Below are 23,893 nucleotides of genomic sequence, written 5' to 3' on the forward strand. Positions count from 1 at the left end.
CCGGAAGGTCGGCGGAGGCGATGTCGGGAAAACGCACAAAAATGAGCCGCGTTTGCCTGCGGCCTCAGCCGATTTGGACCATACCCGATTGAAGCCCAAGAGCAAGGACGGGAATTAACAAAAACCGTTCTGCTTCAACAATTGATAGGCCTGGATGACGGCGCGGAAACGTTCCTCCGAGCCGCGGTCGCCGCCATTCGCGTCCGGATGGTGCTTCTTCACCAGTTCCTTGTAGCGGCTCTTGATCTCCGCCGAGGTCGCATTGGCGTCGAGACCCATCGTATCGAAGGCCTTGGTTTCCAGCGATTTCAGCTTGCGCGCCTGGGGAAAACGCGGCCCGCTGCCCTTGCCGCCTTCCTTAACGAAACCGAAGGGATCGCGAACGCGCGTATAGGCGCCGGAGCGCACCTCCGAATGCAGCGGACTGTCCTTCGCCGCCTTGTTGACGCCGACGGTCCATGTCGGCCGGTGGCCGGTGATCGCCTCTTTCTGGTAGCGCGCGATCTCGCCGTCGGAAAGACCGGAGAAATAATTGTAGCCCTTGTTGTAGTCCTTGACGTGCTCGAAGCAGAACAAAAAGAACTGGCCTTCCGCATTGCGTCCGACAGGAGCGCGATGCGAGCCTTTCTTGTCGCAGCCGTCCCACTGACAGGTAGGCGGTGCCTGCTCCGGCTCCGGCTCGCGTTTGCGGCGTGTTCGGATGCGATCGAAATATTTTGAATCAAGTCTCATGACGGCGCTAATTATGGGGCTGTCGCGAAGCGACAACAAGAATTGACAAACGGGTTTGTTGCTGGCTTGGTGGGAACCTTTTTCGCGAAGCAGCAAGACTGGATGATGACCCTGCGAACCCGCATCGAAGAAAAGCTAATCGAAGCCTTCGCGCCCGAACGCCTGAGCGTCATCGACGAAAGCCATCTGCATGCCGGCCATCAGCCCGATATCACCGGCACCGGCGAAACCCATATGCGGGTGAGGGTCGTTTCGGCAAAATTTACCGGCATGTCGCGGCTGGCGCGCCACCGGGCGATCACCGACCTGTTGAAACCGGAACTTGATGCCGGCCTGCATGCGCTGGCCGTCGAACCCGCAGCACCCGGCGAACCGACCCGCTGGTAGCGGCACTGCAGCCTATATAGGCATTGGCGGCCCGCGATCCTACAGCGCCGCGCGTCTTTTCAGACGCGCAAAGGACGCTGTAGCAATTTGAATTGCTCGGATCAGGCAGGCTTTGCGCCGTCTTCCCCCGCGGGACGGATGCGCAGCTTGGTGATGCGGTTCTTCTCGCGCTTCATGACGATGAAGCGTTTGCCGTAGAAGGTGAAGGCTTGGCGCTCTTCCGGGATGGTCATCGATTCGTGGATGACGAGGCCAGCAATCGTCGTCGCCTCCTCGTCGGGCAAGTTCCAGTCAAGCGCCCGGTTCAGGTCGCGGATCGGCACGCCGCCGTCGACGACGACCGAACCGTCGGCCTCCTGGCGCACGCCCTGCATCTCGATATCGTGCTCGTCGGAAATATCGCCGACGATTTCCTCGAGGATATCCTCCAGCGTGACGATGCCCTGCACTTCGCCATATTCGTCGACGACAACGGCGAAATGCTGCTTGCGCCTGAGGAAGGCGTTCAGCTGATCCTCGAGGTTGGTGCTGTCGGGCACGAACCACGGCTTCTGCGCGATCTTCACGATGTCGAGGTTCTGCGGCTCCATGTTCGGCTCGGCAAGCGCCCGCAGCAGATCCTTGGCGTGCACGACGCCGATGATGTTGTCGATCGTGCCGCGCCACAACGGCATGCGCGTATAGGGGCTTTCGAGAATGGCGCGCACCACCGCTTCGGGCGGATCGTCAGCGTTGATCGCCCGCATCGCCGTGCGATGGACCATGATGTCGGAGAGTTCAAGCTCGCCGAGATCGAGCACGCCGCCGAGGCGGTCGCGGTCGGCCTTCACCACCGATCCCTCGCGGTGCAAGAGGTCGACGGCGCCGCGCAGCTCCTCATGTGCCGTCAGCATCGACATCTCCCGCGAAAGGTTGATGCCGAACAACGCAAGGATCCGGCGCACGATCGCGTTGACGAAGGAGGAAATCGGGCCGACGACGAGGACGAAAAGCCTGGCCGGAAATGCGACGGCGAGCGCGAAGCGCTCAGGCCTCGAAATCGCCCAGCTCTTCGGCAGCACTTCGGCGAAGATGACCAGGATGACGGTCATCGCCAGCGTCGCCAGGGCCACGCCGGAACTGCCGAACAGCCCGAGGAACAGGCTGGTGGCGATCGAGGATGACAGGATGTTGGCGAGATTGTTGCCGATGAGCAGCGCGCCGATCAGCCGGTCGCGCCGCTCGATCAGCTGCCGGACAAGGCCGGCGCGTTCGTCGCCGTTCACCTCAAGCGTATGGATGCGGCTGCGCGAAACGGCGGTCAGAGCGGTCTCGGAGCCGGAAAAGAAGGCGGACATCAGCACGAGCGCCGTGATCGAAAGGATCTCCGGCCAATATGTCGCGAGAAATACCAGCGCGCCTTCAATCGTCGTCAAGGATGTTTTTCCCGGAGAAAGCTGATTACTTCGGAAGCCGGAACGTCATCGGCGACGAAGGACTGGCCGATGCCGCGCGTCAGGATGAAGGTGAGCTTGCCGCTCTTGACCTTCTTGTCCTGCGCGATCGCGTCCATCAGCGTTTCGGCCGGCGGCAACTCGCCCGGAATGTCCGCCATGCGGGTCGGCAAGCCGACCGCCTTCAGGTGCTGCTCGACGCGCCGCGCATCGTCGGGGCTTGCCAGGTTCATCCGCGCGGAGAATTCATGCGCCAGCACCATGCCGATCGACACGCCCTCGCCATGCACGAGGCGGGAGCTGTCATAGGCGGTCGCCGCTTCCAGCGCGTGACCGAAAGTATGGCCGAGATTGAGCAGCGCCCGCTGGCCGTTCTCGCGCTCGTCGGCAACGACGACATCGGCCTTCGCCTGGCAGCTATTGGCAATCGCCTCGATGCGTGCCGAGCCGCCTGCAAAAACCGCTTTCCAGTTGGTTTCCAGCCAGGCGAAAAAATCCGGCTTGTCGATCAGCCCGTATTTCGCGACCTCGGCGTAACCGGCGCGGAATTCGCGCTCGCTCAGCGTATTCAGCACATCCGTATCGGCCAGAACCAGGTCCGGCTGATGGAAGACGCCGATCAGGTTCTTGCCGTGGCGGGAATTGATGCCGGTCTTGCCGCCGACGGAGGAATCGACCTGCGACAGCAGCGAGGTCGGCACCTGCACGAAGCGCACGCCGCGCCTGATGATGCCGGCCGCAAATCCCGAAAGATCGCCGATGACGCCGCCGCCGAGCGCGATGACGTAATCGTTACGCTCGACGCGGGCTTCCAGCACCTTGTCGCAGGCGGTGATCAGATGTTCGAAGCTCTTGGTCTTTTCGCCGGCCGGCAGCACGACCGCGGCCGAGACGATGCCCGCTTCCTCCAGGCTTGCGACGAGGGCCTCGAGATAGAGCGGAGCGACATTTTCGTCGGTGATGACAGCCGCCTTGCGGCCCTTGAGGCGGGAAGCGATCTCGACGCCGGCCCGTGCGATCAGCCCCGGCCCGATCAGGATATCGTAGGCGCGCTCGCCGAGCGGCACATGCACCGTCTGGACGTCGGAGGTTATCGCATTCATGACGCTGCACTTTCTTTCTGAGCTTCGATCACGGCCATCAGCACCTCGTCGGCCATGATTTCCTTGCGCACGTCGCGTGAGAGCACGGTGAGGTCTGCCTGCGCATAGATCGGATAACGGGCATTCATCAGGTTTTCGAGCGTCTGCTTTGGATTTTCGGTCTTCAGCAGCGGCCGCGTGTCGCGCTTGTTGACCCGGTCCCAGAGCACGTCGAGATCGGCCTTCAGCCAGACGGAAAGGCCGCCCTTCTTGATGCGTCTGCGCGTCCGCTCGTTGATGAAGGCGCCGCCGCCGGTGGAGACGACGCGCGGCCCGCTTTTCAGCAGCCGTTTAACCACCCGCGTTTCCAGCGCCCGGAACTCTTCCTCGCCATAGGCGGCGAAAAGTTCGGGGATCGTCATGCGCGACACCCGCTCGATCTCGAGATCGCTGTCGATGAAAGGAATGCCGAGCTGGCTGGCGACGATGCGGCCGACGGAGGATTTGCCGGCGCCCATCAGGCCGACAAGGATCAGATTGCGTGAACCGAGCGCGGCGCGAGCTCTGTCTTTCAGGCTGTCAGCAACGGTCAGCAGTGGTTCACTCATCGGTCCATTCACACTTTGTTTGCAAACCGTATCGACAAATGCAGATGGAGCGTCAAGTCGCGAACAAGGGAATCATGGCTTGAATACCGCTTCTTGCACTTGCAGATACGCTTCTTATAACAGAAGCAGAGCATGAAGGAGTTGCCGGATGCCGACCCTGTTCCGTTTTCTGTTCTTCTGCGCGATCCTCGCCGGGGCGGTCTACGGAGCCATGTGGGCGCTGGTGACCTTCGTCGAGCCGCAGCAGCGCGACGTGACGATCCGAATTCCGTCCGAACGGGTCAATCCGCCTGCGACGGGCGCGATCAATCCGGCCAGGAAGTGAGCGGCATGAGAGATCTCGGTCACGTCCATGTGGAATCCTTCCTGGAGATGATGAGCGCCGAGCGCGGTGCTGCCGCCAACACGCTGCAATCCTATGAGCGCGACCTCGACGATGTCAGCTCCTTCCTGAAGGATCGCAGCATACGACTGACCGAAGCAGCCTCCGCCGATCTGGCCGCCTATCTCGCCTCACTCGCCCGAAAGGGCTTCAAACCCTCGTCCCAGGCGCGCCGGCTTGCCGCCATGCGGCAGTTCTACAAGTTCCTCTACGCCGAGGGCCTGAGGACCGACGACCCCACCGGCATTCTCGATGCGCCGAAGAAGGGCCGCCCGCTGCCGAAGACGATGGGAGTGGAGGAAGTCGGCCGGCTGCTTGCGCAGGCGGAGGCCGAAGCGGAGGATGCGGCTCCGGGCCAGCTGCAGCGCTTGCGCATGCTGGCGCTGCTGGAGCTGCTTTATGCCACCGGCATGCGTGTCAGCGAACTGGTTTCACTTCCTGCCCGCGTACTCGACCAGGAAGGCCGCTTCCTGATGATCCGCGGCAAGGGCAACAAGGAGCGGCTGGTGCCGCTGTCGCAATCGGCAATATCAGCGCTCAAATCCTACGGGCGCCTGTTGGCGGCGGAAAATGCAGCAATGAAAGATCCGCAGGAAAGCCCATGGCTGTTTCCCGCCGCCTCGAAGGAGGGCTACCTGCCGCGCCAGGTGTTCGCCCGCGATCTGAAGAACCTGGCAATCCGCGCCGGCCTGACGCCGTCGATGATCTCGCCGCATGTCATGCGCCACGCCTTTGCCAGCCACCTGCTTGCCAACGGCGCCGATCTGCGTGTCGTCCAGGAACTGCTCGGCCATTCGGACATTTCGACCACGCAGATCTACACGCATGTCCTCGAAGAGAGGCTGCAGCAACTCGTCCAGACGCATCACCCCCTTGCCAAACAGGCGAAAAAGCACGAATAGGACCGGCGACAAGGGGCGGAGCCAGGAAAACGCCCCGTGGCACAAGGAACGGAAACGCACCTCATGCACAATTATCTCGACTTCGAAAAGCCGATCTCCGACCTCGAAGGCAAGATCATCGAGCTGAAGAAGCTCGCAACGGAAGACGAGAGCATCGACACCACCGATGAGATCGGCCGGCTGGAGGTTCGCGTCCGCGAGGCGATCGTCGAAATCTATTCCAAGCTCAATCCCTGGCAGAAGACCCAGGTCGCCCGCCATCCGCAGCGCCCGCATTTCGTCGATTACGCCAAGACGCTGTTCCAGGAATTCACGCCGCTCGCCGGCGACCGCAAATTTTCCGAGGATGCCGCGATCCAGGCGGGCCTTGCCCGCTTTCGCGGCCAGCCGGTCGCCGTCATTGGCCAGGAAAAGGGCAACGACACCAAGAGCCGCATCAAGCACAATTTTGGCAGCCCCCGGCCGGAAGGCTACCGCAAGGCGATCCGCATCCTCGAGATGGCCGATCGTTTCGGCCTGCCGGTGATTTCGCTGGTGGATACGGCGGGTGCCTATCCCGGCGTCGGTGCCGAAGAGCGCGGCCAGGCCGAGGCGATCGCCCGCTCGACGGAAATGTGCCTCGGCGTCAAGGTTCCGCTCGTTTCCGTCGTCATCGGCGAAGGCGGCTCTGGCGGCGCGATCGCGATCGCCACCGGCAACAAGGTCTATATGCTCGAGCATTCGATCTACAGCGTCATCTCGCCGGAAGGGGCCGCCTCCATCCTCTGGCGCGATTCCACCCGTGCCCGCGAGGCGGCAACCAACATGAAGATCACCGCCGAAGATCTGAAATCCCTCGGCGTCATCGATGGCATCATCTCCGAGCCGCTCGGCGGCGCGCATCGCGATCCGGACAGCGTCATCGCCGCGACCGGCGACATGATTGCCAATGCGCTCGGCGAAATGGCGTCTCGTTCCGGCGAGCAGCTGCGCAACGAGCGGCGTCAGAAATTCCTCAATATCGGCCGCAACCTCTAAGACAAGTTGGGCTTTTCATCGATTGGGGCCAAATCTTGGCCACATTGGTGTTATCTGTAACATTCGCGCTTGCGGGGATGTTCGGGGCAAGTCATAGGCTGGTAAGGTTTTATAAAGTATAAACCGCCTATGATTCCTTCCAATGCCCGAACTCCATAGGCGGACCGGGTCGCACTATCTTTATGGGCTAGTTTGGATGCGCATACGTCATTTTGCCTATGTTTCCCTCATGGCGCTGGCTCTCACCGGCTGCAATGACGCGTTGGAAACTGCGCAGGTCGATCTTTCCAAGGTCAAGAACAAGGTCGAGCAGCCGCTTCCCGCCCATATCCTCACCGCCATGGCCGCCAAGGGCATGGACCGCAATTCGCCGATCATGATTCGCATCTTCAAAGAAGAAGGTGCCATGGAGATCTGGAAAGCGAAGACCGACAACCGTTTCGACAAGATCGCCGATTACAAGATCTGCGCCTGGTCCGGCCGTCTCGGTCCGAAGGTAAAGACCGGCGACCGGCAGGCGCCGGAAGGTTTCTACGAGCTGACACGCGCCAACCTGAACCCCAACTCGAAATATTATCTGGCGATCAACACCGGCTTCCCGAACCGCTACGACTCGGCCAACGGCCGCACCGGCTCCGATCTGATGATCCATGGCGCCTGCTCGTCCTCCGGCTGCTATTCGATGACCGACCAGCAGGTGCTGGAGATCTATGCCTTCGCCCGCGACGCTTTCAAGGGCGGCCAGGCGACGGTGCAACTGCAGGCCTTCCCCTTCCGCATGACCGCGGAAAACATGGTCAAGCATCGCCTCGACGACAATTACGACTTCTGGAAGATGCTGAAGGTCGGCTACGACAATTTCGAAGTGACGAAACGCCCGCCCGAGGTGAACGTCTGCGAGAAGAAATACGTCTTCAACCAGCAGGTTACCGATGGCGGCGCCTTCAATGCCGCCAGCAAATGCCCTGCGATGTCGACGCCGCCGGCGCTGACGGCAGCCCTTGCCTCCTACGGCAAGACTTATGATGCCGACTATGCCAAGGCGATGAGCAAATTCGACGGCATGGCCTGGTACGACCCGTCCGAAGCCGAGCGCAAGGCGGTGGTCGCCAAGACCCGCAAGGGCCGCGAACTCGCTTATGCCCCGACCGGCACCTCGCTCGAAGCCGGCCGCATGGTTAAGGTTGCCGAACTCGAAGACCTGATGGCCAAGCGCACCGCGCAGGGCCTCGCCGCCAAGACCGCGCCTGGCGCCACGCCGGCAGCGCCTGCCGGGCCGCAGGCAATCTCTGCCCAGCCGCAGGCAACCGCCATCGCTGCTGCGACACCCGCGGTCGTGCCGATACCGACGCAGAACCCGCTGGCCTTTACCGCGCCCGAACCGCAGGAAACGGCGGAAGCCGCGGCAAAGAAGCCGTTCTGGAAATTCTGGGCGCGGAACTGAACGGCTTGACCCCCGTTCTCTACAATCTCAGCGGCCTGAAATGCCCATTGCCCGTGATCAAGACACGCAAGAAGCTTGCCGCCATGGCAAGCGGTACCCTCATTCGCGTCGACACGACAGATCCGCTGGCTGTGATCGACATGCCGCATTTCTGCAATGAGGACGGCCACGAACTGGTCGAAACCGAAAAGACCGAAAACGGCCACCGCTTCCTGATCCGCAAGCGCTAATCCCGGAACCGCTGCACACTTTCCGGCGACATGCGTTAAATTCGTAATCCCGGAATAGCGAGCGGATTGTCGGACAGCGCCGCACGATCGGGCCTGTCGATGCGCGGCTTGCCGAGAAAGGCGTCGAACAGATCCTTCACGAAAGCTTCCGGCAGATCGCGGGTGATCAGCACCATGCGCGTGCGCCGGTCTTGCGGATCCGGCCAGGCGGGAAGCCGCACCGGCGGATGGAAGATGCTCTGGACGCCATGCAGCACCAGTGGTCGTTCCGGCCGGTCGGAGACGGAAACGATCGCTTTCATTCTCAAAAGCTTCTCGCCATGGGCCGAACGCAGGAGATCGATGAACATGTCGAGCGCCATCGGGTCGATCGGCTTCTCCTCGATGATCGAGAAAGAGCGGATCGAGGCATCGTGACGATTGACGTCGTGCGCGTCCTGGTGCGCATGACCGTGATGATGATGGTGGTGACCATGGTGATCCCCATCATGATCGCCGTCATGATCATCATCGTGATGATCATGCGCCTCGTGCGCGTCCTCGTCCTGCAGCCAGCGGCCGACATCGGCGATCTTCGTCGCCGGATCGTAGAGCCCGTTGACCAGCACTCCGGCGCTGCCGGCATCGGTGCTGTCGGCATCCATCATCGCGGCGCGCGGATTGAGCGCCCGCAGCCGCTTTTCCAAAGCATCGGTTCCATCCGTCCCGCCGGCCAATGATTTTTTCGAGACGATCAGCCGGTCGGCGACCGCCGCCTGCTTGCGGGCTTCCTCGTGATTGTCGAGCGTCTGCAGCCCGTTTACCGCATCGACGACCGTTACGACGCCGTCGAGCTCGAAATTCGTGGCAATGATGGGATTGCCCATGATCGCCTGCATGACCGGGGCAGGGTCGGCAAGGCCGGTGGTTTCGATGACGACGCGCTTCACCGGCTTGACGCGGCCGGTCTGCACCGCGTCCATCAGGTTCGCCAGCGTATCCACAAGTTCGCCGCGCACGGTGCAGCAGAGGCACCCGTCCGACAGCTCGATGATCGAATCGCCGGAGCTTTCGACCAGCAAATGATCGATGCCGACATCGCCGAATTCGTTGATGATGACGGCCGCATCCTTCATGACAGGATCTTTGAGGATGCGGTTGAGCAGCGTCGATTTGCCGGCGCCGAGAAAGCCGGTCAGGATGGTGACCGGAATCCTGTCGTTGAGCGCGCTCATCTCATTTGACCTTAAAAGCTCATCTTAAAAAGATGTCGGGCGCGGCATCGGCACCGGCACGTTGGCGAGTGCTCCAGCCGCATCGCCGGCCGCCACCTTTTCCGGCTGCTGAGCCGGCTGCGGATCCTGCCCGGGAATGAGGCCGGCAAAGACGAAACGCGGATCGTGGTCCATTTCCAGAATATAGGGCGACTGCACTCTCATGCGGCCGACCTCGTCTCGCGTTTCGCTGCGTATTTTTGCGCCCTTGGCGCTGCAGATATCGGCGGTGATGTCGGTAACCTGGTCCTGTCCCGGCCCGTAGGGCTTTAGCGACCCCAGAGTATCGTTGCCGGGAAACTGGCTGGTGAAGCCCTTCTGCAAGAGGTTCGCCGTCGCATCGGCGCGCGCCGCAAGGCTGTCGGTGCCGAGCACGACGGAGACCAGCGTGCGGCCGTTGCGCGTCGCCGAACCGATCTGGTTGAAGCCGGAGGCGCAGATGAAGCCGGTCTTCATGCCGTCGGCGCCGGCGAAACGGCCGATCAGCATGTTGAGGCTCGGCACGTTCTGCTGACCGGTGGTGAAGCCTTCCAGCGCGAAATAGCTGGCATATTGCGGAAAATCGCGGCGCAGCGCCACCGTCAGCACCGCAAGATCGCGCGCTGTCGTATACTGTCCCTTGCCCGGCAGGCCGTTCGGATTGATGAAATGCGAATCCGTCATGCCGAGCTTCAGCGCCTCGCCGTTCATCCGCGTCACGAAGCCTTCCTGCGTGCCGCCGATGGCTTCCGCGACCGCCACCGCGATGTCGTTGGCCGACTTCACCATCAGGATCTTCAGCGCGCTGTCGAGCGTCAGCTTCTGGCCCGGCTTGAAATACATCTTGGCCGCCGGCTGCGCGGCGGCGCGCTTGCTCATGACGATAGGCGTATCCAGGCTGATCTGACCGGCGCGGATCGCATCGAACACGGTATAGACGGTCATCAGCTTGGTCAGCGAGGCCGGATACCATTTGCGGAAGGCTTCCTCGTGCTCGAGCACGCGGCCGGTCTGCACGTCGACGAGAATATGCGGATTAGCCTGAGCGAGCGGAATAGAGGCAAGGAAACCGGCAGTCGCGGCGACCGCGAAACTAAACGGCCGCAAAACGGCAAACAAACGGAAGTGGCTCGTCGACACGGTTCGTCCTTCGGATATTAGGAAAATCTCGAAACCTTCACCTATCTAGCCTATATGGCTAGGACATGGCAAAGGTCATTGACCAAGTAATTTGCACAGCCTCACACCCCAGCTTCACACCGTTGTGATGCGATGAACGATTGTCGGGATTTCATAACAGGAACGCGAATATGCCGATTTTGAACAGAGCCGCGGAATTGCAGGACGAAGTTGCCGAATGGCGCCGCCACATCCACGCCCGGCCCGAACTCCTCTTCGCGGTGGAAAACACGGCCGCCTTCGTCGCTGAAAAGCTGAAGGAATTCGGCGTCGACGAGATCGTCACCGGCATCGGCCGCACCGGCGTCGTCGGCCTGATCAGGGGCAAGGGCGAAGGCCGCCGCACCGTCGGCCTGCGCGCCGACATGGATGCCTTGCCGCTGACCGAGATCACCGGCAAGCCCTGGGCTTCGAAGACACCGGGCAAGATGCATGCCTGCGGCCATGACGGCCATACTGCCATGCTGCTTGGCGCCGCGAAATACCTGGCCGAGACCCGCAACTTCAACGGCAATGTCGCCGTCATCTTCCAGCCCGCCGAAGAAGGCGGCGGCGGCGGCAACCTGATGGTCAAGGACGGCATGATGGAGCGCTTCGACATCGAAGAGGTCTACGGCATGCACAACCTGCCGGGCCTGCCTGTGGGACAGTTCGCCATCCGCAAGGGCGCGATCATGGCGGCAACCGACGAGTTCACCGTTACCATCAAGGGCCGCGGCGGCCACGCCGCCCAGCCGCACCGGACGATCGACCCGATCGCCATCGGCGCCCAGATCGTCGCCAACCTGCAGATGATCGCCTCGCGCACCGCCGATCCGATCAGCTCGGTCGTTGTCTCGGTGACCAAGTTCAATGCCGGTTTCGCCCATAACGTCATTCCGAACGATGCGACTTTCGCCGGCACCGTCCGCACCCTCGACGCCGAGGTGCGCACGCTCGCCGAGACACGCTTCCGGCAGATCGTCGAGGGACTGGTGGCAGCCCATGGCGCCGAGGCCGAGATCAGCTTCCATCGCAACTATCCCGTCACCGTCAACCACCCCGATGAGACCGAGCATGCTGTCGCCACCGCCAGCGCCATTGCCGGCGAGGCCAACGTCAACGCCGAGATCGATCCGATGATGGGCGGCGAGGATTTTTCCTACATGCTGAACGCCCGCCCCGGCGCCTTCATCTTCATCGGCAACGGCGACAGCGCCGGCCTCCACAACCCGGCCTACGACTTCAACGACGAAGCCATCGCCCACGGCATCTCCTACTGGGTCCGCCTCGCCGAACAGCGCCTCGGCGCCTAGCAACAATTAAGGCTTGGCTTCGCGCCAAGCCTTTTGTATGCATGGCACTTAAGTGGTCCCGTAGCTCAGCAGGATAGAGTACTTTTTAGGGCATACCGCTTTTACCGGTTTCGCAACGTATTGAAATCGCTTTCGTAATGCCGGTACAGAGACCGGTACGGAACTTCACCGTCCGTCAGCAATTTTCTACAATCCGCAGGGCTTATCAGAGCACTTCTCCATCCTCTCCATAACTTCCAAAGCTTGTTATTCCGACGACGGCAGCGGTTTTCTGGCCAGGCCTAAGTGCCGGCCGCGCGTGACAGGATCGCTCTGACGGTTGGATCGTGCTCGGCCGTCACCAGGGCGGCCAAAGATTGGGCACGCAATTGGTCGAACGGAGCCTTAGAACTATCGTCAGCGTCCTCTCTACCTTGGTGCGACTGAACCCGATCACGGTACGCTCATACAACCTGGATGGCTGAGCTCGCAATGTACCGTCGAAATTGAAGTCTTCGTTTGCAGTTTCGGAGACGGGAGCGAACGTTGTGCGCACCGAGAAGATTTCAGGTGTTCCTTCAGGTTGTCGGATTGGCCGTTGGACAAACCATTGTTTCATTTGTAAATTCGCGCTATCAAAACCAGAGATGGAGCCGATTCGCTAAATGCACGTCGTCGCCAATTCCCTCGATGATCTTCTCCGAAAAGTATATCGCCGGCTCGTTCGGAAAAACGATGTTATCGCGCCTACCAAAGGAAATAACGTCGAAGAGTTTGGCAATCTGCTGACTCTGAAGAATCCCAGGGCCCGGTTGAGCAGAACGGAAACCAAGGGAACTGTCTTCAGCTGCCTCGGCGAGTTCGTTTGGTATATGTCCGGATCGAATTCGCTCGCCTTTATCGAACATTACTTCAAGGACTACAAAGAGTATTCGGATGACGGCGTCACCATATACGGCGCGTACGGACCGAGGCTGTTTGACAAAGGCGGCGTAAATCAGCTCGACTACATCGTGACGAAGTTGAAGGAGAACTCGGCGTCCAGGAAGGCCGTCATCCAGCTTTTCGATGCCGGTGATGTTGTCGAAGATCACGAGGACGTTCCCTGCACCTGCACGCTCCAGTTCGTCGTGCGGCAAAACAGGCTCCATCTCCACGTGAACATGCGTTCAAACGACGCCTTTAAGGGCCTTCCGCACGACGTCTTCTCGTTTACGATGCTCCAAGAGTTTCTCGCGGTAACCCTGGGCATAGGTCTCGGGCACTATCATCATTCCGTGGGCAGCCTGCATCTCTACACGGACGACATCGAAAAGGCAGAACTCTTCCTAAAGGAAGGGCTGCAGGATGATGTTCCCATGCCCCCGATGCCGATCGGCGATCCCACGACCGGCATCACGGCCTTGAAGCAAGCGGAAAAGACGATCCGCGACACTCGGCAACTGCCCGTCCTCGCACCCGAGCTACCGCCCTATTGGCAGGACCTCATACGACTGCTGGCGATATATTCGGCCAGTTCGGCCCGAGATATTGTCGCCATCAAAAACGGAATGTCATCGAGAACTTACGAAAATTTTATCCGCAAGCGCCAATCGCTGCGCGGGCGGCAAACCGACCTGCCGCTTTTCGACAGGGTCATGGAGGAAACGGGTGCCGGGGCTTCATCGCGATAAAATCGATCAGATTCGGGACACGCTTGCCAATTTCAGCGCGAACGTATTTCCGCTTGCAGGCGTCGCCGGCGACGCTGAGCGCCAGGCTTGCGCCGAGCAGCTCGTTTCGAGCATGAGACGCGTCGACTATGTCAAAGACCTCGCCACGAAGGCTCTCCACCCCAACAGGGCCGATCCGGCATCCGAGATTTTCGATCCGCTTATGGCGGCCGCGCTGACGACACGACAGGGAAACTACGACGAGGCCTGGTGGCTGGCTTTTCTCGCGACCCATTTCGGAAAGCACATCGAAGACGGGTGGCGGCTGATGCAGGATTTCTACGGCGCGTTTGGCACGCGTCCTGCGTGGACTTGGGCTACCACTTCCAACAACGTGACCGATCTTAACAACTGGCTCGATCAACAGTGGCCCGGTCTCCTCAACGATGGCGTGCCGCGCCGCTTCAGCAATCATCGAAAGTACGAAAGCAAGTCGTCATCGCAGATGAAGGCGGTCCTCGGCTCTTATATAGACTTCGTTTCGGCGTTCGGCGGTCACCAAAACCTTGTGCAGGATGTCCACAGGACGGTAGGACAGCATCCACATGCCGGCTTTGACGAACTCTATAAAAGAATGCGAGCCGTCAAACGTTTTGGCAGGCTCGGTACCTTCGACTTCCTAACCATGCTCGGAAAGTTAGGCATTGCGCCGATCGAGCCAGGAACGGCCTACCTCGCAGACGCCACGGGACCTCTGAGAGGGACGAAGCTGTTCGTGCACGGCGATCCTGATGCGAATGCCGATCCGTCTGAACTCGAGGAGATTCTCGACCAGTTGGATGCCCAGCTGCAAGTAGGAAAACAGGTCCTTGAGGATGCTCTATGCAACTGGCAGAAGACGCCGGACAGGTTCGTCTTGTTCAGGGGCTGACTGGAGACGTGGGCACGACATTCGGGTCATGCGACAACTCGTTCCAATCATACCGACGCTTCAGGAAGTTAAGACGGTTTTCTGCCATCAGCTTGCGATGCTGCATCTGACCCACCACGATCCCTGGCGAAGTGCCAGCTTTGTAAGCGAACCTGATTACGTCGCGTTGGAATGGCTTCACTTGGAGGAGCTCGTTGTCAAACTCTTCCGGAATTAGAAACCTCTCGGAAAACGCGTTCGCTTCGGCCTCTTCCGTTTCCATCATCCCGGAACTGTTTTCCAGGAAGAGGTGGTTCTCTCCATGCAGGACGAGATGACCCGCCTCGTGGAAGAAGGTGAACCAGAAATGGTCGTCGGAAAGATACCGGAAGCTCAACTGTATGACGGCTCGGTTGTCGGACAGTATACGTGCCGCGCCGCTTGCACGACATCCCTGCGGCGCTCTCGCGACAACTACCGCGACGCCGGCTTGCGCACAAATGTCCCGCAACCGAGGAAGAAAGTGGCTCGGCGAGCTTTGCCTCATCAGTGGCCTGATATGCCATAGCGCTCCTTTAAGGGCATCCGGATTCCAGCGATCGCATGCCATGTCGGTCGCGGCGCGTTCTCCCTGTCGAAGCCAAGCCAAGGTCGAAAGAGTGTTCTCTGAAAAGGAGGAGCTTTTTCGGAAAGCGACCGAGTTCATCACTCCGCGGTATCTTGCCGTCCATTCGGAGAAATCGCGTAGGCCAAAAAACGCCAGTGCCTCCTTGAGGGTATCGAGCTGCGAGGCGTGCTTGCGCATCCACCCTGCCGCGACCATATCCTTGAGCGGCAACTCCTTGAGCCAGACGAACGGGTCGTCGAAATCTGCCGCCGAGCTTTTCGCACCAGACTTCCGGAAGTCGCTTTCTCGCTTCAGCCAAAACGAGACGGAAGCGCCGAGGTGTTCCGAGAGCGCCTCGGCAAGCGTCTGGTCGATATGCCGATCGCCGCGACGCAGAGCTGCGGCAAAACCGGCATTCTCCCCGACCATGTCCTCGAACTCGGCTTCGTCGATGCCGCGGAGATGTAACACGTCTGCGATGGTCTCCCACGGCGACGAAGCCCAATCCGGATTTGGTTCACCAATCATTCGGTAGCCATCCTGGAAATCTGCGAAACCTTCACCCGTGTCACATTATCCCAATCTATCTTGCCGGAGCCTTTTGTCGGATTCTGGACATGGTTGGCGACCAATACCAATTCGAACCCGCCGCCGAGCGTTACCCAGATCGCTGCGCACTCTCCATCTCCGACAAACCGAATGCCGACGAGCAAGTCAGAGGCGGTTTCGGCAGCCCGAATGTCGGCCAAGCGCTTTTTCAGTTCCTGCGCGATTTCAGGACCGTGCACCGCGAGCGCTCGGCCTCGCGTTGTGCACATCGCACGCAACTGCTCATCTTCGAACGCGAGTTCCAATTCGCCTGCCGTGAGCCGGGTTGGCTCGATCGCTGCCATTCTTGTTTCTATGTAGCGCCCTACGGTTGAATTGGCCAGCGAGATGGAACCGGGCACACAGAAACCTTGTGCCAGCGCCAAGGTCTGGCTTACCGACGCCATTCGGGATGGGCGCTGCGCCTCTAGGGATATTGACATCGCCTCGCCTCGGTTGTCTCAGTTTCCCAAATGAAGTGGCCATCACGAGGGGAGCCCCGATGATTTCAGTTTCAGACCAGATGCATTTCGACGCGAGCCTGACACGCCCGCTCTTGAGAGTGCGCCACTACCTGACATCGATCGGAAAGGAGGCTGAGCTCGATGCCCTGCTCGAACTCTGGGATGCTTCGGTCGCGAAATCAGATTTCACCGAAATGGCGGCAACTTTCCCATCCTTCCTGATCACCCTTCTCGACCTTACTGGCGAGGCCCCGAAGGCGTTCCAGATAGAGGACGATGACGAGGTGCGTTACGCCTTGGAGCTTCTTCGCCGTGCGATCGCTGGAACGGATCACCAATCTCTTTGTGCCACTGACAGTGCATTTCTTGAGGACACGAGTATGGATTTGGGGGGCTTCTTGAAGAACTACTATGCTTCAATGAGCCTGATGCCTATGTTATCGAACGAAATTGGCCCGAGTGGCGTAGTGAGACCGTCGACTTCGACGAACTCACCGGAAACGATTCGATTCTGCTCTCTGACTTCGTTTCCGGCGTCGATGGTTTCGTGTCCAATCTGATCACCGCTCGCCGCAACTGGGAGCGTTGGCGAGGCCGAGATAATTCGATACCGAATGTTTCCTGACTATCTTGTCAGAACTATCGTTGATCTAGCGAGCAGATTTGGGCGGGGTCGACATCTTGCTGTTGATCTTCACAATCGCTTCAGTTACGAACTTGCCGGAAATGAACAGTTTGTCCACGTAGCTCAGCAGGATAGAGCACTTTTCATAGTGAAAAAATTTACTGGTCGCCCCAAAAACCAATCTATGCAGTGGTTCGAACGCCTAGTAAATTTACTGGAAGAGGAATCGTGGTAGTTCATTCCCTCGCAGCTGCCCCACCCCACTGACAGGTCTCTCGACGTTGACTGCGAACGTTCGAATCAATATCACCGGCGGCCACTTTGACGTTTCTCGTCCTCACCTGGGTTGAAAGCCGTGCTTGCCTAGAGAACCGCACGCCGGTCGACCCCCTATCGAAGTCTCTCTCACGATCGATGGAGCGTATTGATCTCGTGCCCACTGGGCCGTGTATGATGAGGGCAACGGGCTGTCCTGCTTAGCAAAGGGTTGTTCCGCGCCCAGACTTCCTTATTCGCGGAAATGGAAAGTATTGATATTCGACGGGGCATCAGGTACGAACCGTCCTGCAATGAACGGTTTGTCTACGTAGCTCAGCAGGATAGAGCACAGGATTCCTGGTTGTAAATTGGGGGCTGCATAACGAAAGAGTGCAGTCGATCTACTCAAAGTCGGGGAACGCTTCGCTGAACTCTCAGCATGCCAATCCCGAGCCAAGCTTCGGAGAAATCCGATGAAGGTGTAGAGACTGGATGGGTAGCGCCTAAAGGCTTCGGCCCATGGTGAAGGGACAGTCCAGACCACGAACGCCCCAGGGCGGCGGCTAAAGCCGAAGTGGTATGAATCCTGGGGTCGGAGGTTCGAATCCTCTCGTGGACACCATTTTCCTGCGCCGATGGGTTAGCGGCGACGTGCAGCTTGAAAGCGTTCGTTTGATTGTTGGCTTGCGGCCGGCGGTCGCGGCAAGGCGCGTCGATAGGTATGCCGCTGCGTTAAAACACGGCATATCTGGGGATGCCGCGAGAATCCGGTCCAATTGAAGATCATGCCATGATTTCTTCGATGATACATCGTTGGCGCGGCTTTCTGACCGCGCGGGACAATCTGAAGCCCTTCATCCTCTGATAGCTGAGGTAGGTCCAGTTTCAGCCGGCGGCCGCGTATTATTGCGCGAACACCGGGATTGTTGCAGTTTATGCAACCAGAGGATACAGGTTCATACCCGCCGAGAGGAGAGACAGATGGCCGAACTAAGCGACGCGGTTCCCCGCGACCGTTTCATTCCTATGTTTGACGACGTTCGGGAAGAGATCATCGCGACCGATATCGATGCGCTGGAGGCGCATCGCCCCAATGATGTGGTGGGCGTTTCTCTCTACGTCTGGGATGAGATGGTGCATCGCGGAGTGACGAAAGAGCCTTTCAAAATCTCTCCCATCATCAATGGCGGCATGGTCGGCATCTATGATTTCGTTCGAAAGGAACTCGGGCAGGAACCTGTAACGGATGTGTATTCGACGAGGTTCTTCAACGAGATCGATCCAGCCATGTCCTTTGTGGACGTTACACTGCTCCAGTGCTTTCCCGACGACATCCATATTGCCGACGTCGAGTTCGCCGACAATCGGCGTCCGATTGACGATACCCCGCCGGTCAAGGGAGCTCGGAATTACCATGAGCTCAACATTTTCGACGATTTCCTCCAACGGCTAAAGGATGTGGCCAGGGACCGTGGTGCGGGTCGGCTATCGCTGATGGTTGGTGGCCCGGGCCTGTACGAAGTGTTTGCCCGCCACGGCTTCAAGGTCGGGGATTCCGCAATGGCGCAGATGGCGTTCGAGACCACGAGTGTAGGGTTCTCGATGTATCAGGTCATCTGAGGCTACTTGCGCGTCATGCGCTTTGAGCGCCTGACGCGCGGCCGAGGCCGGAACCGCTAACAAGCGACGATGAAACAAGTGCAGCAGAGGAATAGCTCCTCAAAGCTCGGTCTGCATCTTGTCGTTTGCTGCCTCAATCTCAGCATGTAGCGAATCTGAGATCGGATGATTTGGGGCCACCTCAACCACAGTAGCTACCTTAACCGGCATTACAACCGGATTTCCTGTCAAGGGGTTGCGGGCGACTGTGGGGAATACGCCGAGACAGAGGACCGCGCCGACCGCTTTCTTTCCAGCAAATATTCGATCAATTTCTGCTTGTCCGTTGTCGACGACAACTTGGGAAACCATCTGAGTGAAGAGTTCGACGGCCCTTGCAGCGGGAATACGCCAGTCGATGTAGTAACCGTTCTCCGGCCACAGATCGGCTTTCGCGATGCGCGGCGTCAGTTGAAATGCAACGATTCCTTCGCTGGCTTCAGATCGTTCAATTTGGTCGACCCCCTTTTTCAGGTGATCTAAAAGGCTCTGAGTATGGGGCGATCTAATTGTCTTGAACGCGTAGGCCCGATTGGTTGCCGGACCTAGAGCGATTACATCGGGATTGGTTCCAAGCGAGTGCTTGGGATGGTCGAGATTGATGCGCACCCCGTTGCCCATCAAGAGGCAAGCCCAGTACAGTTCGATAAGCTTGTTATAGACGTCGGCACTTCCGTACGGCGGCTCTTTGGTAAGATGTACCGCGCCAGAAGCCAACATCTTCAGGTGCGGGACGAGCGAATCGAAGTCTGGATGGTTTCTAACTGCAACGACCTTGGCGGCCAGATCATGGACCGCCACTCCAGCAGTGTACTCGTCGCGCAAGTCATCGGGGTTTCCGGTGAAACCTTCACGGATACGCTTCAAAATTAGCCACAACGGAAGCATATCGTCGCCCGACACGCCGTTTGCGGGAATGCTTATTCCCTCAGCTGCAATAAGGGCCTCGAACCGATCGACGGTCTGCATCGCGTCACTCAACTGTAGAAGCATTCCCGAACTCCCTATTGTGGCGAAGCACATCGATTATTTTGAGACGAGTGGTCAAGTGGCATCCTAGAGATATTGGGTAGCCATACGATGCCACCGGCGGCAGGTCGCGTCCGCCCGCTGATTTGTCACAAGTAAGACCCAAGCGTGTTTTCGGTCAGACGACGGTGAGAGATGCAATCATGCCTTGGGGTAGTGAGAATGCCGGCGAAGACCACGCCGTGCGCCACTTCGCGCCGATGGTGAGTTGGTGAACGCCGTACGGTCCGCGCAGTGTCAAAGTTCTCCAGCGCTTTGACTTTCGGGTGTATCCCCCGACCGAACGCTCAACCCCTCCCGTTTCATACCACGTGGCCGAGGCGACATCGATCGTGTGGTCGCCGAACTCGCCTCGCCAGAGGCTGCCGTCCGACGGATCGACGTACCACAGTTCGTTGTAGCCGAGCGCCTTTGCCCACTTTTCCCAAGGCTTGATCGAATATTTCGAGATAACAATGCCGCCGGGCGTCGGCTTGGAATTCTCCTTCGTATCTGACGAAAGGATGCCGACCCATAGAACCGGGACCTGCGCTGCGATGTAGGCCTTTGTTCTCGCCTCGATGGCGGGATACAGAATCGGTGTGTGCTGGATTTCGAACGCCCACCGGCTCTGCCCATCGGGTGACGTGACGAACACGTCGGCGCGGCGATCTCCTTGAATGGACAGCACGTTCACTTCGTAGTTGGCGACATAGCCCAGTCTGCGAAATGCGTCACGCAGCGCGACCTTGGCCTCGAGGTGCGCTGCCGTCTCCCCCTTTGCCCAAGAGCAGTCGGTTGGAGGCTTGTGCGCGAAGTGCGCGATCTTGATCTGGCCTTTACGCAGGGTAACGGCCTGACCGCATTCCGGGCAGTGATAAGAAAAACCTTTGGCGGAGGTCGCGGCGTCCACGCTCAAGCCGTTCCAATTTGCTGTCAGCATTCAGCTAGTCCTTCGCTCAGGCTGCAATCAAAGGTCCTTCAACCGCAGGAGTTCTCGCTCGACTTCCTTTTCGAACCGCCTCAACTGGCGCAAGATCATGTCTCCGTTATCGAAGAGCTTTGCGCTTCGTCGAGCGTAAGACGAGAAATTGCGGGCTGCGACCGAAGTGAACCGCTTTCGCAGTTTCTTGGTGTAAACCTTGCTGGCCTTGCCTTGAGCGATCGCCTTCGCGGCAACATCGCGGGTGCGACGGAATCCCTTACGCATCTTGCGCCATTGCCGCGACAGCGAGCTAGGGCGGATGGTCGCACCTTCCCCGTGGAAGGTGAAGCCGAGATACTGGGCAGCCTTCCTCGATGCTAGCGCAGCGTTTGCAGGGTCGAACTCGGACACTTCTGTCTTGTCCCTGCTGATCTCCAGCGCGTCGGCCGCGAGAAGGTCTTCGATTTTGACTTCTACGTCTCGTGCATGTTCGAGCTTGCACACGACGAGTATATCATCAGAGTAACGCCGATAGAGCGCGCCGATCGAGCGGCAGTAAGCGCTCATCGCGATATCGAAATCCAGCATGTACAAATTGGAAAACGCGGCGCTGATCGGTGTTCCCTGCGGTATTCCGAATGCGTTCGGGTTTTCGTGTATCGGGATGCCGGCTTCCTTCACCTCCGCGATGGTGGCGATCGGGTCCCGCGTTTTTCGTTGAAGGCTTTGTAAGAAGGTAGGCTGCGCGCGGAGGTCATCCAGGCGGACGAAGCGGAATTTCGTCATGAATCGAAAGACCTTGAACCAGCTTTCTGGAAGGTTTTCGACGCCGAGCAATCGTCGGAGCCGGGTCTTGAGGAGTCGGTGATCAAGGGTGTCGAAGAATTTCGTTACATCGTAGGCCAATATAGCGACGGGTGCATTGGAGCGGGCGTAGCGATACACGTCGGATGCGAAATGATAATTGCCCTTGCCGAGCGACCGGTATGCGATGACGTTTTCATCGATCTCGTGCGAGGCATAGGCCGCCTCCAACCGATGGTTCAGCAACCAAGCATAACAGGAGAGCACGCAGGCGTCGCGATGTGACGCGAACATGATCGCGCGGTCCTTTAGCCTGGTCTTGTGAACCTTTGGCTTGTAGCGCTTTTCGGATTTAACGTAGTGGATGAGGGGTGAGAACGAATGGGCCTCGACGAAGTCCGGCTGCAGTACTTTTTTCGCAAACGACTGGCCGACCTGGCGATCGAAATGCCTATATCCTCGAGGAGCAAACCAGCCAAAATCGATCAAGCGTTGCGGCTCCGCAGAGTTCGGGGAGTTGATCCTGACCCTGGACCCCAGCTCGTAGAGCTGGACACTTCCCGAACGCACGCCGCCATCTGTCTGCACCTCAATCGATTGCATCGAATGCGATCCCGACACGGGTCTATTAACGCGAGGCGGTATTGTGTAACCACGGAGGTCCGAGCCATGCTCGATATCTCGTTCATCATTCCATACCTGGTGGCGAAGATCATCGATCTCGTCCTGCCGGGAAGCAACTTCGAACTTGACAGTCTCAACGGTCCGACCCGCTGGCCAATTCCAGGGGCGAACACAACGTAGGTGTGCAGAACCGATTCGGCAATCTCGCCTCGCCGGAAATACACAAATTACTTCAATGCCGTAGCCGTCGGCTCAAGATGCCAAGCTGAAGGTGAGTTGTTAAGCTTCGCGCATGAAGCATGCGCGCTATCATTCTTGATATCATCAATGATAGCATGCTTGAAATCATGCATGAAAGCTTGATTGAATTGCAATTTGCAAGTATCGACAGAGTCGCTGGTTCGCTCGATTGTGGAGGATATTCGATGCCGATAATTTGCGCCGCCAATCCCAAAGGCGGAGCTGGAAAATCCACAACGCTGTTGGCGATCGCATCGTGCCTTTCCCACCAGGGTGCGTCTGTCATCATCATCGACGCAGACCCGAATAGGCCAATCACCGACTGGCGTTCTGGAAACAGCGCCCTTCCGATAAAGGTTCGTAGCGACGCGACCGAAGCGAACATTCGTGACTTGATCAACGAGACAGCGGCAGAGGCCCAGTTTGTCTTCATCGACCTTGAAGGTACAGCGAGCCGTCTTACCTCCAGAACGATCATCCGCAGCGATCTCACGCTCATACCCTTGGCTGGAAGCGCCCTCGATGCACAACAAGCAGCCCGGGCTGTCAGCTTGGTACGGGAGAGTGAAGCCGACATCGGCCGACAGCTGAACTTCGCCCTGACTTTCAATCGGACCAGCCCACCACCGTTCGTTCGCCGTATCGAACGCGAGATCGGCCAGCAAATGCGGAAGGGCAACCTACCTGTTATGAGCACTCACCTGCATCGTCGTGAGGCCTACAACGCGATGTTCATGGAGCGATTGGCGCTGCATGAATTGAACCCCGCAGCGATCAACGGCGTTCCGGCCGCGATCGACAACGCAATGCAGCTGACTGGTGAGGTGCTCGAGCTTCTCCAGAAGCTTTCTGGTGAGAAGGCTGCGTGATGACAAGAGATTTTGGCTTCGGCGACAAAGAGAACGAACGCAAACTCGACGTGTCCCAATTCTCTCCGCGCGAGGGAAACGATCCCTCCAGGGACGACCTTAGCCTCGGCGACAAGGCCGCCGATAGGGCCGGCTTCAAAAGCCGTGAAGCTGTCGAGAGAGTAGCGCGTATGCGTAAGCCATCCCAGCCGTTTGACCAAGCATTCGTCAGGGCACCGATCGAGGTCATCAACCGGTTCAAGACGTTTTGCAACGAGACCGGGATGTCCTACGGGGAAGCTTTGGATGAACTGATGCGCCGGGCGAAAGTTTAGGCGCTCACCGGATATAACTGCCTTTGCTGGGCCAGGACCGCTAGTTCGTTTTATGGTGGGTTAGGTGCCGGGTTTGGGACTTAGCCTCCCACTGACGGCTGCTTTCGGGCCCAAACCGGTCGTTTGCAATTGCCAACGGATCACACGTGATCGCCGTCATGTGAGCAGCGGGGATAAATCGCCAGCCAATCAATGATGAGACGAATCCGGATCGTCAGTTTCTTCGGTCGAAGATACCCGAAACTACGAGTAGATAAGAACGGTATGTTGCTCGGATGTGGCCTTTTTCGCGTCTGGTAGAGGACCCTACGGACGGGGCCGGACTTCCGCGATGGCTGCCCACAACATTATCAAAGGCCTGTGTATCAGATTTTAGTCGCACGCTTTGACCTCAGCATCAAAGAAATCGGCCGTCCGCTCGAGCATTGCCTCCCAGTTTCCGAC

25 protein-coding genes are annotated in these 23,893 nt (G+C 58.8%); 14 read left to right on the top strand and 11 right to left on the bottom strand.

The window, feature by feature from the left end:
- Positions 1 to 114 precede the first annotated feature (114 nt).
- On the bottom strand, positions 115 to 732 hold the full coding sequence (locus QMO82_RS21000; protein WP_183608697.1) for a J domain-containing protein: 618 nt from the start codon (positions 730 to 732) through the stop codon (positions 115 to 117).
- A 102-nt stretch (positions 733 to 834) separates the two neighbouring features.
- Between QMO82_RS21000 and QMO82_RS21005 the strand changes: the two genes are divergently transcribed.
- Entirely contained in the window at positions 835 to 1,119 is a 285-nt protein-coding gene (locus tag QMO82_RS21005) for a BolA family transcriptional regulator (protein WP_179874100.1), read from the top strand.
- A gap of 101 nt (positions 1,120 to 1,220) precedes the next feature.
- Here QMO82_RS21005 and QMO82_RS21010 read toward each other — a convergent pair whose 3' ends face one another.
- Genes QMO82_RS21010 through QMO82_RS21020 form a run of 3 tightly spaced genes read right to left on the bottom strand, consistent with a single transcriptional unit; the run spans position 1,221 to position 4,242 of the window.
- Positions 1,221 to 2,534: an HlyC/CorC family transporter gene (locus QMO82_RS21010; RefSeq protein WP_183608696.1), complete on the bottom strand. Its 1,314-nt coding sequence runs from the start codon at positions 2,532 to 2,534 to the stop codon at positions 1,221 to 1,223.
- Positions 2,531 to 3,655, bottom strand: coding sequence for a 3-dehydroquinate synthase (aroB, locus tag QMO82_RS21015; RefSeq protein WP_183608695.1), 1,125 nt, complete (start codon positions 3,653 to 3,655; stop codon positions 2,531 to 2,533). Before aroB ends, QMO82_RS21010 begins: the two co-directional genes overlap by 4 nt.
- A complete protein-coding gene (locus QMO82_RS21020; protein ID WP_183608694.1) occupies positions 3,652 to 4,242 on the bottom strand; it encodes a shikimate kinase in 591 nt (196 codons plus the stop codon). The genes aroB and QMO82_RS21020 overlap by 4 nt, the downstream gene beginning before the upstream one ends.
- 148 nt (positions 4,243 to 4,390) lie before the next feature.
- Between QMO82_RS21020 and QMO82_RS21025 the strand changes: the two genes are divergently transcribed.
- The 5 genes from QMO82_RS21025 (at position 4,391) to QMO82_RS21045 (ending at position 8,217) form a co-directional block, all read left to right on the top strand.
- Positions 4,391 to 4,567: a hypothetical protein gene (locus QMO82_RS21025; protein WP_183608693.1), complete on the top strand. Its 177-nt coding sequence runs from the start codon at positions 4,391 to 4,393 to the stop codon at positions 4,565 to 4,567.
- Positions 4,568 to 4,572: 5 nt separating this feature from the next.
- On the top strand, positions 4,573 to 5,526 hold the full coding sequence (xerD, locus tag QMO82_RS21030) for a site-specific tyrosine recombinase XerD (RefSeq protein ID WP_183608692.1): 954 nt from the start codon (positions 4,573 to 4,575) through the stop codon (positions 5,524 to 5,526).
- 63 nt (positions 5,527 to 5,589) lie between these two features.
- Complete coding sequence (locus tag QMO82_RS21035; protein WP_097618053.1) at positions 5,590 to 6,543, top strand: acetyl-CoA carboxylase carboxyltransferase subunit alpha; 954 nt, start codon at positions 5,590 to 5,592, stop codon at positions 6,541 to 6,543.
- Positions 6,544 to 6,739: 196 nt separating this feature from the next.
- Positions 6,740 to 7,987: a murein L,D-transpeptidase family protein gene (locus tag QMO82_RS21040; RefSeq protein ID WP_183608691.1), complete on the top strand. Its 1,248-nt coding sequence runs from the start codon at positions 6,740 to 6,742 to the stop codon at positions 7,985 to 7,987.
- 5 nt (positions 7,988 to 7,992) lie between these two features.
- Complete coding sequence (locus tag QMO82_RS21045; RefSeq protein ID WP_183608690.1) at positions 7,993 to 8,217, top strand: sulfurtransferase TusA family protein; 225 nt, start codon at positions 7,993 to 7,995, stop codon at positions 8,215 to 8,217.
- Between the two features lie 35 nt (positions 8,218 to 8,252).
- Here QMO82_RS21045 and QMO82_RS21050 read toward each other — a convergent pair whose 3' ends face one another.
- Together QMO82_RS21050 and QMO82_RS21055 are read right to left on the bottom strand one after the other, a co-directional pair.
- Positions 8,253 to 9,431: a GTP-binding protein gene (locus QMO82_RS21050; protein WP_183608689.1), complete on the bottom strand. Its 1,179-nt coding sequence runs from the start codon at positions 9,429 to 9,431 to the stop codon at positions 8,253 to 8,255.
- Between the two features lie 24 nt (positions 9,432 to 9,455).
- Positions 9,456 to 10,589 (bottom strand): D-alanyl-D-alanine carboxypeptidase family protein, encoded by a 1,134-nt coding sequence (locus QMO82_RS21055; protein ID WP_183608688.1) that lies wholly within the window; start codon positions 10,587 to 10,589, stop codon positions 9,456 to 9,458.
- A 170-nt stretch (positions 10,590 to 10,759) separates the two neighbouring features.
- Between QMO82_RS21055 and QMO82_RS21060 the strand changes: the two genes are divergently transcribed.
- The 3 genes from QMO82_RS21060 (at position 10,760) to QMO82_RS21070 (ending at position 14,485) form a co-directional block, all read left to right on the top strand.
- On the top strand, positions 10,760 to 11,923 hold the full coding sequence (locus QMO82_RS21060; RefSeq protein WP_183608687.1) for a M20 aminoacylase family protein: 1,164 nt from the start codon (positions 10,760 to 10,762) through the stop codon (positions 11,921 to 11,923).
- A 644-nt stretch (positions 11,924 to 12,567) separates the two neighbouring features.
- Positions 12,568 to 13,575 carry a thymidylate synthase gene (locus tag QMO82_RS21065; RefSeq protein ID WP_283196522.1) on the top strand — a complete coding sequence of 336 codons (1,008 nt, stop codon included), beginning with the start codon at positions 12,568 to 12,570 and terminating at the stop codon, positions 13,573 to 13,575.
- Positions 13,553 to 14,485, top strand: coding sequence for a hypothetical protein (locus QMO82_RS21070; RefSeq protein ID WP_283196523.1), 933 nt, complete (start codon positions 13,553 to 13,555; stop codon positions 14,483 to 14,485). Before QMO82_RS21065 ends, QMO82_RS21070 begins: the two co-directional genes overlap by 23 nt.
- Here QMO82_RS21070 and QMO82_RS21075 read toward each other — a convergent pair.
- Complete coding sequence (locus tag QMO82_RS21075) at positions 14,475 to 15,599, bottom strand: ImmA/IrrE family metallo-endopeptidase (protein ID WP_283196524.1); 1,125 nt, start codon at positions 15,597 to 15,599, stop codon at positions 14,475 to 14,477. The two genes, QMO82_RS21070 and QMO82_RS21075, sit on opposite strands and share 11 nt — an antisense overlap.
- Complete coding sequence (locus QMO82_RS21080) at positions 15,596 to 15,964, bottom strand: hypothetical protein (RefSeq protein ID WP_283196525.1); 369 nt, start codon at positions 15,962 to 15,964, stop codon at positions 15,596 to 15,598. The genes QMO82_RS21075 and QMO82_RS21080 overlap by 4 nt, the downstream gene beginning before the upstream one ends.
- Before the next feature lie 197 nt (positions 15,965 to 16,161).
- Here QMO82_RS21080 and QMO82_RS21085 point away from each other — a divergent pair, with 197 nt between their 5' ends.
- Complete coding sequence (locus tag QMO82_RS21085) at positions 16,162 to 16,683, top strand: hypothetical protein (RefSeq protein ID WP_283196526.1); 522 nt, start codon at positions 16,162 to 16,164, stop codon at positions 16,681 to 16,683.
- A 1,304-nt stretch (positions 16,684 to 17,987) separates the two neighbouring features.
- Positions 17,988 to 18,626 carry a hypothetical protein gene (locus tag QMO82_RS21090; protein WP_283196527.1) on the top strand — a complete coding sequence of 213 codons (639 nt, stop codon included), beginning with the start codon at positions 17,988 to 17,990 and terminating at the stop codon, positions 18,624 to 18,626.
- A gap of 99 nt (positions 18,627 to 18,725) precedes the next feature.
- Here the strand turns inward: QMO82_RS21090 and QMO82_RS21095 are convergent, their stop codons facing one another.
- From QMO82_RS21095 to drt2, 3 genes are all read right to left on the bottom strand, one after another.
- Positions 18,726 to 19,658, bottom strand: a complete 933-nt coding sequence (locus QMO82_RS21095; RefSeq protein WP_283196528.1) for a hypothetical protein — start codon at positions 19,656 to 19,658, stop codon at positions 18,726 to 18,728.
- Positions 19,659 to 19,812: 154 nt separating this feature from the next.
- Positions 19,813 to 20,616: a competence protein CoiA gene (locus QMO82_RS21100; protein ID WP_283196529.1), complete on the bottom strand. Its 804-nt coding sequence runs from the start codon at positions 20,614 to 20,616 to the stop codon at positions 19,813 to 19,815.
- A 27-nt stretch (positions 20,617 to 20,643) separates the two neighbouring features.
- Positions 20,644 to 22,005 carry an antiviral reverse transcriptase Drt2 gene (drt2, locus tag QMO82_RS21105; RefSeq protein WP_283196530.1) on the bottom strand — a complete coding sequence of 454 codons (1,362 nt, stop codon included), beginning with the start codon at positions 22,003 to 22,005 and terminating at the stop codon, positions 20,644 to 20,646.
- Between the two features lie 66 nt (positions 22,006 to 22,071).
- On the opposite strand from drt2, the gene QMO82_RS21110 reads away from it, so the two are divergent.
- The 3 genes from QMO82_RS21110 (at position 22,072) to QMO82_RS21120 (ending at position 23,449) form a co-directional block, all read left to right on the top strand.
- Positions 22,072 to 22,206 (top strand): hypothetical protein, encoded by a 135-nt coding sequence (locus QMO82_RS21110; RefSeq protein ID WP_283196531.1) that lies wholly within the window; start codon positions 22,072 to 22,074, stop codon positions 22,204 to 22,206.
- Positions 22,207 to 22,325: 119 nt separating this feature from the next.
- Complete coding sequence (locus QMO82_RS21115; protein ID WP_283196532.1) at positions 22,326 to 23,135, top strand: ParA family protein; 810 nt, start codon at positions 22,326 to 22,328, stop codon at positions 23,133 to 23,135.
- Entirely contained in the window at positions 23,135 to 23,449 is a 315-nt protein-coding gene (locus QMO82_RS21120) for a hypothetical protein (protein ID WP_283196533.1), read from the top strand. The genes QMO82_RS21115 and QMO82_RS21120 overlap by 1 nt, the downstream gene beginning before the upstream one ends.
- The last annotated feature ends 444 nt before the right edge of the window (positions 23,450 to 23,893 follow it).

Source organism: Rhizobium sp. BT04, from assembly GCF_030053135.1.
GTDB classification, from domain to species: domain Bacteria; phylum Pseudomonadota; class Alphaproteobacteria; order Rhizobiales; family Rhizobiaceae; genus Rhizobium; species Rhizobium binxianense.